We start from the raw sequence: 16,822 nt of genomic DNA on the forward strand, positions 1-16,822 counted from the left end.
ATTCCATTATTTATGCAACGAAAAACTTATTGGGTTAGCAGCTTATTTATCCATGTTCAATATCATTTTCATAACTATATGCTACCCCGAACTACTAAGGGAGCTTTTCCTCCTTTCTCCAATTTGATTACATGTGTAATATTAGATTACGCACATAATACTACATGTGTGGTATTTGTTGCACATGTAATACTACACGCGTAATAAAAGGATGTCAATATCATTTTGTAGTTTGCTGTACTTTTTCATTAAGGTCAAAATATGCCCGAAAAGCCCTCTGGCTGATGATATTAGCTGCACTGTGCGGCTGAGCATAACCATCAATGTAGGCATTTGGTACAATAACGGCAATGGCAATCTCGGGATCATTGAATGGAGCATAACCAGCAAAAGAAAGATTCCAAGTCTTTACCCCATGTTTATAGGATTCCGAGGTCCCGGTTTTACCTGCTGCATTGTAGGGTTCGTCTTTAAAATATCCTCTTGCTGTTCCTTTGGGACCATGTGTAACCAGCCAAAACCCTTGTTGAACCCGTTTTACCATCTCCTCACTCATATCCAGCTGATTCAGCACCACTGGTTCGATTTCATCGATCACGTTGCCCGGTTCATTGCCATTCATATTGGACTCACGAATCTCCTTCACCAATTGAGGCTTCATCCGGTATCCTCCATTGGCAATCGTTGTTATATACTGGGCAATTTGCATCGGTGTGTAGGTATCTAATTGTCCGATGGCAATTTGAAAGTAGGTGCTTGTATTGGTTCCTTTAATTCCCGCCGTTTCATTATCAAAACCAATTCCGGTCGGGATGCCTAATCCAAATTGGTTGAAATAATAACGGATGGTTTCAATTTTTTTCGGATTAATATTCAATGTGCCATTGGGGACATACTTGCCTCCCATAATTTCAATCGCGGTTTTCCACATGTATACATTTGATGAACGCTCTAATGCCTCTAATTCGTTAATTCTGTTCATGACTTGGTAAGAGGAAAAGGTTCCCGACCCCTTAAACCTCATGACTTCATCCAGCTCGATTTCCCCGAAATCCCTGACACCCGTTTGGTATCCGGTTAATACGGTGGCACCTTTTACGACGGAACCCTGTTCAAACGCATAAGTGAAGGTTCCCGGTGTAAAATCGGTAAACTCCCCGGACTGCCTGTTATACACCTTTCCTGACATTGCAAGAATGCGGCCTGTTTTTGGTTCCATCGCCACAACAAAGGCAGTGTCAAGCGTATCCGTATGCGGCTTTTGGATGGCACTGACTAACTCTTCCTGCATAATTTTTTCCACTTGGGCTTGGAACTCCATATCAATGGTCAGAACAATACCCTTGCCGCTCTTCCCTTCCGATACAGTCTCTGTACTCACCACATTTCCATTTGTATCTGTCACCGTTTTCACATTTTCCTTTTGGCCTTGCAACACTCCATCATAAAGCTCTTCAATATAGCTTTTCCCGACGCGATCATTCAGTTTGTACCCTTTAGACGTATAGTATTCTACCTTATCAGCCGGAAGGCCTTCATCTGCACTCGTTACTTCCCCAAGCATATTCCAAAACGTTTCCCCGTAGGTGCGGCCCCTCTTCCAATCGGTCGTGACATCCACACCCGGCAGATTTTCCAGATTTTCATTGACCTTTGCATATTCTACTTCTGTTACATTTTCATTTTTGATCATCGTCGGGGTTAAAGCGATGGCGGAAGAAAGTTTCCGATAGATGGCTGCCAGGTTTTTGTCCATTGCCTGGAGATCGTTTTCTGTAATGCGGTTCAATTTTAATTGATATAAATCTTTGTCATTCAACTTTTCCTTTTTGTATAATTTCTCCTCTTTCTTTGTAATTAAATCCGTGCCATTGTTATGTACCAACAACCAGATATCTTTCAAATCCCGATCGGTTACTTTATTGATCTCTCTTTCAGTCATGACCAGAAAGGTATTTAACTTTTTGGCCAGTTCAAGCAATTCGCCCGGCTGCGGATTTTTCGGCGGTGTATAGATAATCGCCTTTTCCGGAATATTGTATACAACTAACTTATGATTCGTATCATATATTTTTCCACGCGGAACTGAATAACTGACGGGCGTCACATCTGTCTGCTCTGCCTGTGCCGAATAGGCTTCCCCATTGATAATTTGGAGAACACCTAGGCGGAGAATAAGGATAGAAAAAAGAACAAATATCATGAAAAAGAGTCCATTCAGTCTCCATCGGATTGGGTTTTTTACTATATTTTCTTTCTGCCTCTTCTGCTTCAAAACGCACCAGCCCTTTCATATTAGGAAGTTTGTGTACAAGTTTATTAAAATACTACATTTGTAGTATTTGGTCCAAAAAAGTCCCAAAAAGGTGGGGTAATCCTTTCTGGGGGTTAATTATTAATATATCTTTTTATGATGCAGGATCTGCTTGGCAATCTCCGCGGCCTTGCTTCCTTGGGCCTGCCCATTCCTATCTTGAATATTAATGGCAAAATAAAAACGATCATCACCTTTTTCGACAAAGCCAATAAACCAGCCATTTACATTCTTTCCATTAATCATGCCGGTTCCCGTTTTTCCATACAACCGCCCATTCTTTTGGACATCGATTAAAATTGCCTTTTTTACCGCATTGATATGTTCTGCTTTAAAATCCCATTGATTTTCTCCTAATTGGTATAATAATTCAACTTGTTCAATGGGTGATATTTTTAAGGAAGATTCCATCCAGTAACTATCCAAATTCCCTGAAAGATCCTCATTCCCGTATTTTATTTTGTGAAAATAATCTTGCAGCTGCTTTCTCCCTACTTTCCGATCGGTATTTTGAAAATACCAATTAACGGAACGGCTCAAGGCAGTCGCTAAATTCTGATTTTGATTCCATTCTGAAAAGGGATAAATTTTCCCGTCCCAAACCTGTTCATTGTTATTCGCGGAAATCACATTGGATTCCATTGCAAATAATGCAGAATATATTTTATAGGTACTATCAGGAGAGATCCTCTGTTCACTCATCTCTCGATTATAAATTTGATACTGGTTTTTAGTGGGATCATATAAAACAAAACTTCCCTTGTAGCCATTAAAATAGGAGCTTAGATCTTCATAGACCACATTATTGCCACTAAATCGATACACATCATCTGAGCTGGCAATAACGGTAGTGATTGGAGCAAGCAATAGTACAACAATTCCTAAAACAGCGCAGATGACCTTGCTTTTCCATTTCAATATAAGAGAATCGCTAGAGAATCTTGCAATGCACTGGATTCTTTGTGTGATTTGTTTTTTTGTGCCACCTATACCTGGAGCAAAATGTTCAAGGTTACGATCATATTTTTTATCTGCAAACCGAATGATGGTATGGCCATATTCGATATATCCGCTCTCATCCAAGAGATTTAAAACGGAAGCATCACAGGCTAATTCCCGATCGAATCGAATCCTTTTTAAGGCATACCAAACGAACGGGTTAAACCAATAAATAATTCGAAACATCCACATGACGTAATTCACGAACAGATCCTTGCTTTTATGATGGTGCAGCTCGTGCAAAAACACGTATTTTAATTCATTTAACGAAAATGCTTCTCTCGTTTTGCTTGGTAAAAAAATATAAGGTTGAAAAATCCCCACCGTGATAGGCGAGGTAATAAGAGAGGTCTCCCTCAGCCTTATGTTTCTTTTCACCCCAACCAATTCTTTGCAAGCATCTAATAGTTCATTTAACTTTTGGTTATGAACAGCCTCAGCTGACTTTTTCATCTGATAGATTTGAAAGTTTGAATAAACAGCAGCCACAACAAAAAGAACCACACCAATTACCCAAACTGTAAAAAATATATGGTAGACGAAATCGGGCGTTGACTTGTTTACCGATACCGCGAAATCATGTAATAAATCGCTGTTTGGCGCCTGAGAGGCATCCACTCCATTCAATCTTTCACTCTTTGATAGCGCGTCTCTATGAAAAAAAAGTAAGCTATTAAAATAGCGCGTTCCTTCTCCAAGGCGAACATAATTCCAAGGTATAAAGGTAGCAAGGATTGGAATGCAAAGAAAATACCAAATATGATAATGTGCTTTCACCGTCATATGATTGTTTAATAGCTTTTTGATTAACAGAATGATAAAAATAAGGAGGGATACCACGACTGTACTAACTAAAACCCGCAGTATCATGGTATCCATTATTTTTCCCCTTTCTTGTCTCTCATGGATAATATTTTCTTTAATTCCGAAATATCTTCATTCGATAACTTATCATTTTCAATAAAATTTAATATCATTGAATTTAACGTGCCGCCGAAAAACTGCAGCAGAAAGGATTTACTTTTTTGCTCAACATATTCGTGCTTTTCAACCAATGAAGAATAAATAAACACTCGGCCATCTTTTCTTGCGTGCAAAGCCTTTTTCTTAACTAGGCGCGCCAGCATAGTGTGAATGGTATTTGGCTTCCAATCACTCTTATTCGATAATTTCTCCACTACCTCAGGAGTTGAAATCGGCTCAAAGTTCCATATAACCTTCATCACTTCATATTCTGCTTCTGATATTTGTGGAATATCCTTCATGATAACCCTCCTACTTTTACAACTGTAGTATTTATTATAGCAAGACAGTCCAAAAACATAAAGAAATAGTCGTGACTTTAGGCTATGGAAAATAATCCCCCTTTGCATGCTGAGGATAATTTCTTACAAGCTTGATAACCACATGCTTAATTTTCTTTGCTATAATAAAAATCAGATAATTGTGGTAGGACTGAGGTGAATCAAAATGTTTTGGACTCCATTATTTGAAAATGATGTACCAGTAGCTCTCTTCTGCTCTTAATGGAGTGAAGATGACTACATCTCTCCGTTAGGGGCATTCTCGACCTAAAAAAAGACGGAGGGCACAAAAAATGAAAAACACCTTATTAGGTTCTTTATATTTAATTTTAGCTTCAAGTATTTGGGGCGGTATGTACGTTGTTGTTAAAGTCATAGTATCGGTCATACCTCCGCTAGAACTTGTGTGGATGCGTTATTTAGTGGCGATTATCGCACTTCTCGTTATGGGCTTTATAACAAGACAAAAATGGCGTATTGAAAAACGTTATGTCTTAATAATCATAGCCATTGGAATTATAGGTAATGCCATTTCAATTGTTACTCAGGAAACTGGTACAATGCTATCAACGGCACAAATGGGAGCCATCATAACTTCCTCAACACCAGCTTTTATGGTTATTTTTGCTCGCTTCATCCTTAAAGAATCGATGACCTTAAAAAAGGGAGCCTCCGTTTGTTTAGCCACAATTGGAGTGTTCCTCATTGTTGGAATTAGCAATGTGAATATGTCTAGTACACTTGGAGGTATTGCACTACTTATTGCAGCTTTAACTTGGGCACTGATGTCCGTACTTGTAAAGCTTTTGCCTAGTGATTATTCACAAATTGTGATAACGACCTATTCCATCTTAGTTTCATTAATCGTGTTGACTCCTTTTGTATTGCCACGATTACAAGAAATTAATATCTCTCAATTGACTCACCCGACCATTTGGGGAGGAATATTGTATTTGGGTATTGTTTCAACAGCAGGTGGATTTCTACTTTGGAATCGTGGATTACAAATGGTGAACGCCTCAAGTGGAGGAATATTTTTCTTCTTTCAACCCGTGGTTGGAACATTACTTGGCTGGCTTATTCTAGGAGAGACCATAGGTTTAACATTTTGGATAGGCTCTTTTCTAATTCTCACAGGTGTTTTATTTGTTATCATCGAGAAAAAATAGAATTAAAAACCCCTTCAATTAAATTTGAAGGGGTTTTGCTTGATTTTTCCTGATAAAAATATTCTCTGTTTATAAATTATATCATTGAATTTTTAGCCCAATAAAAAATTAAGGCCCTAAGATCTCTTTACTTTTTTTCTCCAATTAAAGATAAAATAAATAAGAGTAAGAATAATGGCGATAAAAATCACTGGTGTGACAAATGGTTTTGCTGCACTATTAATCTGTTCCCAATTAGAACCTAAGTTCATTCCAAGGTATAGGAATAAAATGGACCATGGAATAATAGCAAGAAGTGTGTAAAAGCTGAATTTAGAAAAAGACATTTTTGCAATACCCGCTGGAATAGAAATTGCATGTCTAACAACTGGAATAAACCTTGCTGTAAAAATAACTCCTGAACCATATTTACTAAACCATTTTTGAGCTATGTCAATATGAGAAGGCTTGATAAGAAAGTACTTTCCGCATTTTACCAGAAATGGTCTTCCACCATATTTTCCAATCCAATAAAGAAACCATTGGGCAATAATACCACCAATCGTGCCTGCTGCAACTGCTCCTATAAATGAAATCTTCCCTATTGAAATCAAGTATCCGCCGTAGGCTAATACAACCTCACTTGGTATGATTTCAACCATTAAACCTAATGCAATTCCTAAATACCCTAGATTAGAAAGCATATCAAATATCGTTTGAATGAAATGCGACATAAATGATAACCCTGCCTATTCTCTTTTAGTTTGTGGCCTGTCCTTATATCGTCTAATAATAGACCAGCTAAATGAATATAAATCTCTAATTTTCTTGTTACCTACAATTCATCAATTCTTACACAAGATATATTTCGGTTGGATAATTCTTTAAATACGTTTTTTAACGCATTGATGGTGTTCATTGGTGCAGATTGATCAGCCCCCATTGTTTCCCCACAATCATGCAAAAGGACAACGTCCCCTTTTTTGATATTTTGTAACAGTCTTTTTTCTATTTTTTCACTGCCGCCCTTTTCGCTCCAGTCTTCCGCCATAACCGACCAATGTATGATCTTATACTGTTTCATTAGGAGCAAATCCAATAAATTTAATAACCCCCATGGCGGACGATAATAGATAGGACGTTTTCCAGTAATTTTTTCAATAATAGTTGCACTCTTTCTTAAATGACGACGAATGGTCCAGGGACTCAATACCCAGTTAGATTTATGCACGTAATTGTGCAATCCAATTAAATGTCCTTCAGCGTGAATTCTTCCAATAAGCTCCGGATATTTTTCCGCTTTAGAACCAACGACAAAAAACGTCGCTTTAATATTATGCTGTTTTAACAAATCCAATAACATAGGGGTATAAATTGGGTTTGGTCCATCATCAAAAGTAAACGCCAATTTTTCAGTATTCTCTTTCCTTTTTAAAACCCCAATACCTGCACCGGCAGTAAGAAAGAATGGTATCAACCAATAAAATGATAGGATGACCAACAGTAGTAATAAGATCTTAGTCATTTTCCGGTTTTCTCCTTTCGTCCTATGTTGTACTAATTTGTATCATTATAGAGAAACTTTAAGCACTTAATCTGTCTTTCTTCGTAAAGCTATACATAGAATGGAGGACAAAATGAAAAGTCCACCTCCAATAATAAAAGGAAATAAACTTCCATGACGAATCCCTGCAAAGAGGGTACTCACTGAAATCGTATAAGGCAATATCCCTAAAGCAGTCGTCCATATAAATGCCCTTTTGTTTGCTCTCAAAATGCCTGCACCATAATTGATAAAATGATAAGGCACCAATGGGACAAAACGGATAATCAACAGCCCTAAATCACCATTTTTCTTTAACCAACGATCGATTTTTTCCAAATAAGGCTTTGCCAATGGCTCAATGATTGGGCGCGCAATCCAATTCGAGAGATGATACGCAACAATGGCTCCTAAAATCCCACCGATCCAAGAATAGAATCCTCCTGCAACTGGTCCATATATTTCGATCAAAAACAGAGAAACAAATTCCCCAGGTACAGGTAGGACATTTACGAATGTTTGAATGATAATACCTGTAACAATCCCTATTAAACCTAGATGGCGGATCGATTCAAGCCATCCTTTTGCAGTACCAGTATGAAGACAATACAAATAAAGTCCTGTAAAAAGTAAGAAGAATATCAAACTTCCAATGGATAGGGAACGAGCTGCCAGTGATTTTTTTTTCATGTATGGTTCGGATAAGATATTTTCCATAATCCACTCCTTTTCTTGACTTATCAACCTAAGGTATAGATTAAGTCAACCAAACGATTATTGTCCTGTTTCGCATTCAGAATTACTTCAATCGAAGCAAACGCCGATTCTTTTGGATGAAACTGTTTAGAATTTTCCCTCATCTGTTGAAGTAGTTCCTTATTGTACAATAAATTAGAAATATGCTCTATTAAATCTTGATTGGTTTCGGCTTGTACAGCCACACCTGAACGGACTAAAAATTTCGCGTTATCCTGTTCTTGACCAGGGATAGGCTTATAAAGGAGCATCGGCAATTCCATGGCAATTGCTTCAAAGGTAGTCACTCCTCCAGGTTTTGTAATCATAAGCTCGGATATGGACATCAACTCATGGACGTAATTGATGTAACCAGTGAGATGGATCCGATGTTTCGAACCCTTTAGCTTTTCCTGTAATTCCAAACGAAGTTTTTCATTATGTCCACAAACAATAATTAATTGGATTGGATCTGGTAATGCATCAATCTCCTGAATGGTAGAATTTCCATCCCCAATCAAACCGCATCCACCCCCCATCACTAATAAGGTTGGCAAATGAGGATCTAACCCGTACTTCTCAAGAATTAAATCTCGTTGAAAGGTTTGAGAAAATTGCTGACGGATAGGAATCCCAGTTTCTGCAATCCGACTTCCTTCTACGCCTAAACTAATCAATGAATCACGAACAACACCCGAACCAACAATATATTGATCTGTGAATGGGTAAATCCAACAGCTATGATCAGTATGATCTGTTATAGTCGTTACCGTAGGAATATCCGTTAAACCATATGACTTCAATTTAGACATGACAGCTGCAGCCAATGGGAATGTACTCACTACAACCGCCGGCTGTATTTCTCTAATCAATTTAAGCATCCGTCCAACTCCTGTAGACAAAATGGTCTTCATCAAATTCGATAATTTGTTCACTCGTCTTGTTTTTTGGTAGATATACCCATACAACTGAGGGAATTTTTTCACTCCCTGTAGGTAAATATAACGGCTAAACTGATTGGTTAAAGGATGAACCCATTCCATAAAATCAAAAATCACAGGTTCTAATGATGGATATCTAATTTCTATTGCATCGTAAAGAGCTTGAGCTACTTGTATATGACCATCTCCGTAATTCCCTGTAAGAAATAAAACTTTCTTTTGATTTAATACGTTCATTTTTCTCCACTCCCCTTAATGTAATATTTATAATTAGACTCTTTCCTCCCCCGTTACCAGCGGGTCATTTAAACAATCCTGGCTATACCGAAAAAGACTTTTGGGCAACAGGTTTACCGGTTCGTTTCGGTACTAACAACCAATCATGCACAACGTCTACTATTTTAAATAAGCATTCAACCAATAAAATGGAAGCGAACACATCCATAAGCACATGTTGTTTTATAAACAAGGTGGCAAGGATGATGGAGATTGAGAAACATCTGATTCCCCATTGGATCCACCATTTTTTCCACAAACAATTCCGAATGGCGCGAATCATTAAATAGCTGCTCATGACATGAATACTTGGAAAGCAATTATATGGTTGATCAATTTTATAAACATACTTCAACAATCGTGAAAGGAAATCATCACCTGATATCACAGGGCGTACAGGACCTACTGTTTGATAAAAATAAAAAATGATAAAAGAAGCTAATAATCCCAGATCAAAAACAAGAATCGTTTTAAATGCAAGTGTAGAATCTTTAAAACAAAAGTAAATTAACGTTATAGTTAAATAACCAACCCATGCAACATAAGGAATCACAAACCATTTCACAACAGGAATGGTATTATCTAAACTAGTAATTAGCGTATGAACTCCGCGAGCAGGTGTATTTAAATATGGATAAACCAACATCATTGCTGGAATGCTCAACAAAAAACAAAGCATCGCAGCTATTTTCCAATTTTTATTCATCTTCCATTTCCTCCTCGTGTGTCTGTTTTTATGTTACAAAAAACTTCTTAAGGAAACGTAACATTCCTTCTTAAGATTTTCTTAAAAGTAAAAGCAAATCTTCAGAAAATCTTCAGAAATTCTTTTGTCTTTTCTTAAGAGGAATAGAGTACACTTTAGGCATTAGAAAGGAGAGGTTTAGATGCAAGAAACCATTCTAATTATTGATGATGAAAAGGAAATACGTGATTTAATCGGGATTTATCTAACAAATGAGGGATATAACATACTGAAAGCAGCAGACGGAATGGAAGGGTTAAAATACCTGGAAGAAAACAACGTTCATTTAGTGGTTTTAGACATCATGATGCCTCGTTTAGACGGAATCCAGGCTTGTTTGAAAATAAGAGAAAGCAGAAATGTTCCTATTATAATGTTATCGGCAAAATCACAAGATATGGATAAGATTATGGGATTAACAACAGGAGCAGATGATTATGTCACAAAACCGTTTCAACCTTTGGAATTAGTAGCAAGAGTGAAGTCTCAGCTTCGTCGTTATCTGCGGTTTAATCAGATAGATGGAGTTACTCAACCAAATTCAGTCCAACAGATGGATATCATTTCTATAGATGAACTTATAATAAACGTATCTACACATCTTGTTACCGTAGAGGGCCAAGAAAAAAAATTAACGCCAAGGGAATTTGCGATTTTAGAACTGTTAGCTCGAAACCCTGGTGTTGTATTCAGTACAGAAAAAATCTACGAACAGGTTTGGAACGAACCCTTTTATGAATCAGAAAATACCGTTATGGTTCACATCCGGAACCTACGTGAGAAACTGGAGAGCAACCCTCGCGAACCTCGGTATATAAAAACAGTTTGGGGGGTTGGGTACAAAATTGAACAATGAGAAATATTCCAAGTCCTTAATTCAGAGCAACAACTATTTTGCTAAACTCGTTCATCTCTTTAAGACAAGTATTAGAATTCAGGTAATCCTAACGTTTATGCTCTGTATTCTCTTTTCCTTACTCGTTTTTTTCATTTCTAGTCCCTTCTTTGTAAATCAGGATCGACATCTTGATTTTACCGAAGGCATTGTAACTATTGATGAACGTGCGCGGGATTTGGTCACACAGTTAAATCGTATGGATCAAAATTTAAATGGGCTTATAACTGAATTAGGAAATAAAGATCCAGATTTTAAGAATATGTATCTTAACCGGTCTATCCCCTCCTCTAAAAAAAATGAGGAATGGATAAAAGTTCCATTCAAAGGAACTACTGCCTACCAATTAACAAAAAAGGAGTTAATTCTTTATTTACTTGATTCATCAAGAAATCGAAACAATTTTGATGCCTTTATTACAGATATGAATGGTAAAATTCTATTCAAAACTGCTGGAGTTAACCAAACACAAGTGAGTATTAAAAATATAAAGGAGGATACTGAAAAATCTCTTATTAGAATAAAGCATGAGATTCCAACTGTTACACGATTGTATCCAATCTCCCTTAACGATGAGCAAAACTATTTAGTGGTACGCGGCACCCCTAAATCCACTACGGTTTATACGAAGGAAACCGGGGTTACCCCTTACCTTCTCGGGCTTATTACATTTATTCTCTGTTTTTATATAATCACCAAACATAAAATGAAGGAAATTGAGGAGATTGCTTTAGGATTAATGGAAATTGCAAAAGGAAATCTAAACTATCGGATTCGGGAGAAAAGTAAAGACGAAGTGGGCTCTCTAGCGACTAATATCAATTATATGGCTTCCGAATTAAACGAGATGATTGAAAGGCAAAGGCAGACGGAAAAATTAAAGGATGAGCTTATCACCAATGTTTCCCATGATTTACGTACCCCGTTAACTTCTATCATGGGTTATTTAAGGCTTGTGAAAGACCACCAATATAAAAACCAGCAACAAGTAGATGAATACGTAGATATTGCATATGGAAAATCGGTACAATTAAAAAAGTTAATCGAGGATTTATTTGATTTTACTCGTTTAACCAATCAAGGTGTGCAGTTAAAAAAGGAATATGTAAGCCTAAATCAAATGCTGAGACAGTTAATGGATGAACTTAATCCGATTGCTAATGACAATAATGTTCAGTTTACTAGCGATCTCCCAAATGAACCAATAATGATGAAAGTTGATCCCAACCAAATGGTTCGAGCATTGGAAAATATATTAACAAATGCAATTAAATATAGTACGCCTCCTGGAAACATTCAGGTTAATATGAATAAGAATATACATTCTGTTCAGATTTCTGTATCAAATCCATGTGAATCAATTTCAAGAGATGAGGTTGTTCGGTTATTTGACCGGTTTTATCGTGTTGATACTTCACGTTCTTCCCAGCAGTCTGGTGCGGGATTAGGCTTGTCAATAACAAAGAGTATCATTGAATTACATCATGGAACCATCAATGCTGATTATCAAAATCAAGTGATTACACTCTCAATTACTCTTCCTTTTCATGAAAAATAACTTTAGATGTCCAATTAGCTAATGAAATAGCAGAAAAACACATTATAAAAGAGCATCGAATAGATGTTCTTTTAACATTTTTAAAATCACCGTATTATTGAAATGCCCCATCATCAAAAGACCAATAAATCTAGCTGCAAGTGATAATAATAAAGCAAAACCTACTAATTCACCACCAGTCCCCAATTTCCTTCTTCAGTTTACCTGCCCATTTAGTTGAAGAACAAAAGGGAAAGGAGCCCCATTTCAGAGACTCCTTTCTCCATCCATCACCCGATTCGATGATCACATATTGTTTATGGATACGCCGTCCGCGCTGAAGGTGATAATTCTGGTTTTGCCTGCGTTGTTCCAGATGGTATTCGTCTTAACACGATAACTTTGGTTTCCTGCCGTAAATACGATCGTCTTGTCGACGTTTTTGAATGGCTCCGCAGGGACCATGAACTTGATACCGGTCACGTTGCTGTCGCCGCTCAAATCAATCGTGATTGTCTGCGAATCGGTGTTGAGTAAAGCATTTAGCTGTTCCACAGTCGAAGTAATTGCTGCAATGCCAGCATCGTCGAGCGTGTAGTTGAGGTTTGTCCCGTTAACGTTTACTTCGAAGTTGTTGTCGACAATCGTCAGTGGAAAAGCCTTTGAAGCAAATAAGGTCGAATCTTTATAAGCGTCCACAACTACACTATATTTTCCGGCTGCCGGTGCCTGCGAAATCTCTATCTTTCCGGTACCGTTGACAAGTCCAAAATCATCGCTGAATTTTACTCCGTCCTTGGCAAGATAAGCAACCACTTTGTAGTTGGTAAGGTCAGCGGCAGTAGCGTTCACGCTGATGTCGGCATGAAGACCAGCAACAACTGCCTGAGTGTCTGGCGTCGATACAGTCAGGTCATACAGCGGACGAGGCGCAAGACCTTGTTTCAGCAGATATCCGCTCGGATCAAGAACAGCATAGTAGTCTTGTTTCGGAACGAACATGCCATCGAACAGTACGGGACTCGCTGTATTGCGCCAGCTCTGCGAGTCAGCCTTCCCCCAGACGGTTACGCGCTGGATATGGTCGGCATACGCTTTGTAAATTTCAAACAGGTGAGCATAATAGACAGCCTGAGCGACTTGCTGGTCCTGTGTAAGTGCTGCGGCATTCGGAACGCCGGCATCGAGTTCGGAGACGCTAATCGTTACTCCAGCCTGAATGAAGCGTTGGATGGAAGCTTCAACCTGGGATGGAGTCGGTCCGTTGATCGAATAATGTGACTGCATGCCCACGCCTTCAATAAGTTTGCGGTTCGGGTCAGTGTTGCGCGAGTCGGTCAGCCATTTTGCGTTAATGTCTTCGACCATCTGCCCAATCGCTTCGCGCTTCCAGGCATCTGTTTCGTTATAGTCATTATAGTAAAGTTTTGCGTTCGGGTCAGTCTGACGGGCGAAAACAAATGCGTCATAGATATAGTCTGCCCCGCTATCACCTTTTGCCGTGTCAGCGCCGTTCGCATATGCTGCATACCAAGGGGACTTTCTTGCAACTTCTTTCCAATCGGTGATTGGGAGAGAGCCACCATCAAGAGCCTCGTTGACAACGTCCCAAGAAATGACCTTGCCGGCGAAGTGCCCTGCGACATTGGCGATATAATCATGCAAGTTTTGCTGAGCTTCAGCTCGAGTAAGCGGGCTGCCGTCAGCAGTCTTATTCAGCCAATCCGGAGATTGGGAATGCCATACTAATGTGTGAGCGTGAACGTTGATGCCGTTTTGCTCAGCCCATGAGACGATTGAATCAGCGTTTGCGAAATTGTAAACACCTTTCGCGGTGCTTAAGGAAACTGGTTTCATGGCATTTTCAGGTGTCACAACATTGTAGTAGGACTTATACATGTTGGTCGTTTTGGCATCAAGCTGGTTGGGCTCGATCACGTTGCCAAACAGGAAGCTTCCCTTATAGGCGTCAGCCAGCGATGGAATGGTAAGATTCCAAGTCGGTAACGGATGAAGATCGCCGACCTGGCTGATTACAATGTGGTCAATGTACCAGACATCCGGATGGTTCACATCAGTATTGGTAACAAAGCGGAAGTCGACGCTCGAAAGGTCGTCCGTCATAACAGGGGTGTTGATATTGATAGGCTTCCATGTGTCCATCGCGATTGTCCCAGGATTTGACGGAAGCTTGTACTGGCTGTTTGCGTATGCACCGTTCAATACGACTCCCGGACCAGTAATCGTAGTTTTTCCATTGTTTAGCGCGGAAGGGACATAGAACGATACTTGGATGTTGTAGACATAACCAGCCGGAAGGGACTGGGGCAATGTCAGATGGATTGCATTGTTGGCAGCAGTGTAGTCTGTACCGGTATGTGTGCCTTGAAGGACGTAATCGTCTCCGGCACCAATGCCGCCTCCGTGTTGCCAAGTAACCTGGGATGCTGATGACGAGGTAAACCAGGATTGTTCCGTTGTTTGTTCCGTTTGGTTGAAATCAACCGTGTATACCGTTTTGACGTCCGTGCTTGCGGCATCCACCTTGGCAAATCCCAGGACCGTTAAGAACGCTCCGGATACCATCAAGACAGCAGTTAGTTGCGACACGCAGCGTTTGAAGCTAATCCTCTTGTTCATAATATGTCTCCTGTTTTAATAAATTTCAACTCCAATACAGGTTGGTGAAGCAACATGCCTAACGTTGATCGAGTAGCTTTACGTCGTTATGGATGCTCATACAGCTACCTGACTGGAAGTCAATAGAAATCAACTGGAAAAGGTATCAAAGCGCTTTCAAAAACGCCATGGATCGTACATTGCTGTATTGCATTGACTATGTATTTATTAGTGGATAACTCATCCTTTATCAAAATTTTAAGCTTCCTTCCTTGTGAAATCGCCCCTAACCATGGTATTTTAGTAGATTTGTAGGTAACAGAGAAAAAGGATTTTAATTTTATTCTCACCTCTTTTCTTAATGACATAATTCATACATTTCCTTCTATGGAAGCACTTTCATAATCATAATACACTGACGCTTTAACTTTGTATACCCGTTAAATTAAGTTTTTGAAAAAAATTCAAAATTTTTAATAAACTATGGAGTGTTTGTTTATTTTACCTTTCAATCCTACGTTTTCTAAAACTTTACCCGAAGCTTTGCTAGTATCATTTATGATGGTATATAAAAAGAGTACCTTTTCAGCTACTCACATAAATAATATATGAGTATGTTTTATCCGCATTTTTACTCTTTATTCCAATAAAGGGTTGCAATATTAGGGAATTGTCTGTAAATTATAGTTAAAAAGGGTGAGACATCATGATTATTGCAGAGTTAAATGATCAGATTAGAACTAAAAAAGGAATTATCGGGATTGTGGAAAAGGTTTATGAAAACTCCGTAATGATTAAAATACATATAAATCCCACGGATATTTTATATGAAAATAATGTAACCGTTATCAATCATAAAAACTACGAAGTTATTAAAAAAGCAGCATTACAATTATAAAAAAAACCTGGACATTAGTTTAAATAAATTGAAGTGCCAATAAGTCTTAAATATAATAGCCTTTATCAATAATTACTAAGTTATCAACGATAAAGGCTACTGCGATCCGTTCCCACAATAACTTTTGCACCTAGTTGTTCCCTCCTTATTGTACAAACGTCACTTAGATAAGAAACACCTTTTTTAAGTGAAATTATGTTTCTAGTGAGTAACAAAATACTTCTGAATTTGCCATTTTTCTTAGTTCTCAGAACTTATTTTCAGGATAGTTTAAGTACGATTTTTTCTCCAATATGAGAAACTGTAAAGAAGTGCCCCTGCGTTATTTGCAGGGACACTTTTCAAAAAAATTTTCCGGAAATGTTTAAATAACAACAACGCTGACACAGTTATAGCAGTTATAGTAGCCGTTATAGTAGCCGTTATAGCATCCACCACATCCACCACATCCAAAACAACTAAAACCGAAGCAACCGCCAAAACCCCCACAACGACCAAAGCCACCGCAACGACCAAAGCCACCACAGCGACCAAAACCGCCGCAACGGCCGAAACCACCGCAACGCCTAGCGTCACTTGGATCTTGAGTTTGAAAATCCAGCGGAATTAACTGACCTACTTGGTAATGATCCATCCCTAACGTTTGAAGATCATGTTGGAAATTCTGCATTTTGTCCTCCCCTTTGATATTTATAATCAGGTTAAAGCTGAATAGAGAATTGAAAAATAAATTGTCAGTTTTGTCTAATACATTAGATAATCTGTGTATTCTCTTCAACAAATTATGATTTCTCTTAGGTCCCTGTTACTAAATAAAGAGCCTATTTCACGTTGAAGTTTTATAGAATATTGATAAAAAAACAATTCT

General features: G+C 38.4%; 15 protein-coding genes. 4 read left to right on the forward strand and 11 right to left on the reverse strand.

Going from position 1 to position 16,822, the window contains the following annotated elements:
• Positions 1–220 precede the first annotated feature (220 nt).
• From AC59HZ_RS19125 to AC59HZ_RS19135, 3 genes are all read right to left on the reverse strand, one after another.
• Positions 221–2,203 (reverse strand): peptidoglycan D,D-transpeptidase FtsI family protein, encoded by a 1,983-nt coding sequence (locus AC59HZ_RS19125; RefSeq protein WP_496547379.1) that lies wholly within the window; start codon positions 2,201–2,203, stop codon positions 221–223.
• 192 nt (positions 2,204–2,395) lie between these two features.
• On the reverse strand, positions 2,396–4,192 hold the full coding sequence (locus AC59HZ_RS19130) for a BlaR1 family beta-lactam sensor/signal transducer (protein ID WP_496547380.1): 1,797 nt from the start codon (positions 4,190–4,192) through the stop codon (positions 2,396–2,398).
• Positions 4,192–4,578, reverse strand: a complete 387-nt coding sequence (locus tag AC59HZ_RS19135) for a BlaI/MecI/CopY family transcriptional regulator (RefSeq protein ID WP_496547381.1) — start codon at positions 4,576–4,578, stop codon at positions 4,192–4,194. Before AC59HZ_RS19135 ends, AC59HZ_RS19130 begins: the two co-directional genes overlap by 1 nt.
• Positions 4,579–4,910: 332 nt before the next feature.
• Between AC59HZ_RS19135 and AC59HZ_RS19140 the strand changes: the two genes are divergently transcribed.
• The gene (locus tag AC59HZ_RS19140; protein ID WP_496547382.1) at positions 4,911–5,786 is read left to right on the forward strand and encodes a DMT family transporter; all 876 of its coding nucleotides are present in this window, start codon (positions 4,911–4,913) and stop codon (positions 5,784–5,786) included.
• Between the two features lie 116 nt (positions 5,787–5,902).
• Here AC59HZ_RS19140 and uptA read toward each other — a convergent pair whose 3' ends face one another.
• The 5 genes from uptA to AC59HZ_RS19165 all read right to left on the reverse strand — a co-directional run bounded on the left by uptA (position 5,903) and on the right by AC59HZ_RS19165 (position 9,966).
• Positions 5,903–6,499 (reverse strand): undecaprenyl phosphate transporter UptA, encoded by a 597-nt coding sequence (gene uptA, locus AC59HZ_RS19145; RefSeq protein WP_496547383.1) that lies wholly within the window; start codon positions 6,497–6,499, stop codon positions 5,903–5,905.
• 101 nt (positions 6,500–6,600) lie between these two features.
• Positions 6,601–7,290: a polysaccharide deacetylase family protein gene (locus tag AC59HZ_RS19150; RefSeq protein WP_496547384.1), complete on the reverse strand. Its 690-nt coding sequence runs from the start codon at positions 7,288–7,290 to the stop codon at positions 6,601–6,603.
• Positions 7,291–7,356: 66 nt separating this feature from the next.
• The gene (locus AC59HZ_RS19155) at positions 7,357–8,025 is read right to left on the reverse strand and encodes a TVP38/TMEM64 family protein (protein ID WP_496547385.1); all 669 of its coding nucleotides are present in this window, start codon (positions 8,023–8,025) and stop codon (positions 7,357–7,359) included.
• 23 nt (positions 8,026–8,048) lie between these two features.
• Complete coding sequence (locus AC59HZ_RS19160) at positions 8,049–9,221, reverse strand: MGDG synthase family glycosyltransferase (protein ID WP_496547386.1); 1,173 nt, start codon at positions 9,219–9,221, stop codon at positions 8,049–8,051.
• Positions 9,222–9,303: 82 nt separating this feature from the next.
• Positions 9,304–9,966 (reverse strand): phosphatase PAP2 family protein, encoded by a 663-nt coding sequence (locus tag AC59HZ_RS19165; protein ID WP_496547387.1) that lies wholly within the window; start codon positions 9,964–9,966, stop codon positions 9,304–9,306.
• Between the two features lie 181 nt (positions 9,967–10,147).
• Here AC59HZ_RS19165 and AC59HZ_RS19170 point away from each other — a divergent pair, with 181 nt between their 5' ends.
• Complete coding sequence (locus tag AC59HZ_RS19170; protein WP_496547388.1) at positions 10,148–10,861, forward strand: response regulator transcription factor; 714 nt, start codon at positions 10,148–10,150, stop codon at positions 10,859–10,861.
• Positions 10,851–12,458, forward strand: coding sequence for a sensor histidine kinase (locus tag AC59HZ_RS19175; protein WP_496547389.1), 1,608 nt, complete (start codon positions 10,851–10,853; stop codon positions 12,456–12,458). The genes AC59HZ_RS19170 and AC59HZ_RS19175 overlap by 11 nt, the downstream gene beginning before the upstream one ends.
• Before the next feature lie 42 nt (positions 12,459–12,500).
• Here AC59HZ_RS19175 and AC59HZ_RS19180 read toward each other — a convergent pair whose 3' ends face one another.
• Together AC59HZ_RS19180 and AC59HZ_RS19185 are read right to left on the reverse strand one after the other, a co-directional pair.
• The gene (locus AC59HZ_RS19180; RefSeq protein WP_496547390.1) at positions 12,501–12,644 is read right to left on the reverse strand and encodes a hypothetical protein; all 144 of its coding nucleotides are present in this window, start codon (positions 12,642–12,644) and stop codon (positions 12,501–12,503) included.
• A 99-nt stretch (positions 12,645–12,743) separates the two neighbouring features.
• Positions 12,744–15,077 carry an endo-1,4-beta-xylanase gene (locus AC59HZ_RS19185; protein ID WP_496547391.1) on the reverse strand — a complete coding sequence of 778 codons (2,334 nt, stop codon included), beginning with the start codon at positions 15,075–15,077 and terminating at the stop codon, positions 12,744–12,746.
• Positions 15,078–15,762: 685 nt separating this feature from the next.
• Here AC59HZ_RS19185 and AC59HZ_RS19190 point away from each other — a divergent pair.
• Positions 15,763–15,954, forward strand: coding sequence for a DUF2187 family protein (locus AC59HZ_RS19190; protein ID WP_496547392.1), 192 nt, complete (start codon positions 15,763–15,765; stop codon positions 15,952–15,954).
• A 364-nt stretch (positions 15,955–16,318) separates the two neighbouring features.
• Here the strand turns inward: AC59HZ_RS19190 and AC59HZ_RS19195 are convergent, their stop codons facing one another.
• Entirely contained in the window at positions 16,319–16,624 is a 306-nt protein-coding gene (locus tag AC59HZ_RS19195; protein WP_496547393.1) for a heterocycloanthracin/sonorensin family bacteriocin, read from the reverse strand.
• Positions 16,625–16,822 lie beyond the last annotated feature (198 nt).

This window comes from Neobacillus sp. DZ-9, assembly GCF_059587065.1.

Bases quoted from the DNA above. Each gene is read 5' to 3' on its own strand.
- AC59HZ_RS19150 (WP_496547384.1), bottom strand. From the start codon at position 7,290: ATGACTAAGATCTTATTACTACTGTTGGTCATCCTATCATTTTATTGG.
- AC59HZ_RS19130 (WP_496547380.1), bottom strand. From the start codon at position 4,192: ATGGATACCATGATACTGCGGGTTTTAGTTAGTACAGTCGTGGTATCC.
- AC59HZ_RS19140 (WP_496547382.1), top strand. From the start codon at position 4,911: ATGAAAAACACCTTATTAGGTTCTTTATATTTAATTTTAGCTTCAAGT.
- AC59HZ_RS19190 (WP_496547392.1), top strand. From the start codon at position 15,763: ATGATTATTGCAGAGTTAAATGATCAGATTAGAACTAAAAAAGGAATT.
- AC59HZ_RS19185 (WP_496547391.1), bottom strand. From the start codon at position 15,077: ATGAACAAGAGGATTAGCTTCAAACGCTGCGTGTCGCAACTAACTGCT.
- AC59HZ_RS19195 (WP_496547393.1), bottom strand. From the start codon at position 16,624: ATGCAGAATTTCCAACATGATCTTCAAACGTTAGGGATGGATCATTAC.
- AC59HZ_RS19125 (WP_496547379.1), bottom strand. From the start codon at position 2,203: ATGATATTTGTTCTTTTTTCTATCCTTATTCTCCGCCTAGGTGTTCTC.
- AC59HZ_RS19165 (WP_496547387.1), bottom strand. From the start codon at position 9,966: ATGAATAAAAATTGGAAAATAGCTGCGATGCTTTGTTTTTTGTTGAGC.
- uptA (WP_496547383.1), bottom strand. From the start codon at position 6,499: ATGTCGCATTTCATTCAAACGATATTTGATATGCTTTCTAATCTAGGG.
- AC59HZ_RS19160 (WP_496547386.1), bottom strand. From the start codon at position 9,221: ATGAACGTATTAAATCAAAAGAAAGTTTTATTTCTTACAGGGAATTAC.
- AC59HZ_RS19135 (WP_496547381.1), bottom strand. From the start codon at position 4,578: ATGAAGGATATTCCACAAATATCAGAAGCAGAATATGAAGTGATGAAG.
- AC59HZ_RS19155 (WP_496547385.1), bottom strand. From the start codon at position 8,025: ATGGAAAATATCTTATCCGAACCATACATGAAAAAAAAATCACTGGCA.
- AC59HZ_RS19170 (WP_496547388.1), top strand. From the start codon at position 10,148: ATGCAAGAAACCATTCTAATTATTGATGATGAAAAGGAAATACGTGAT.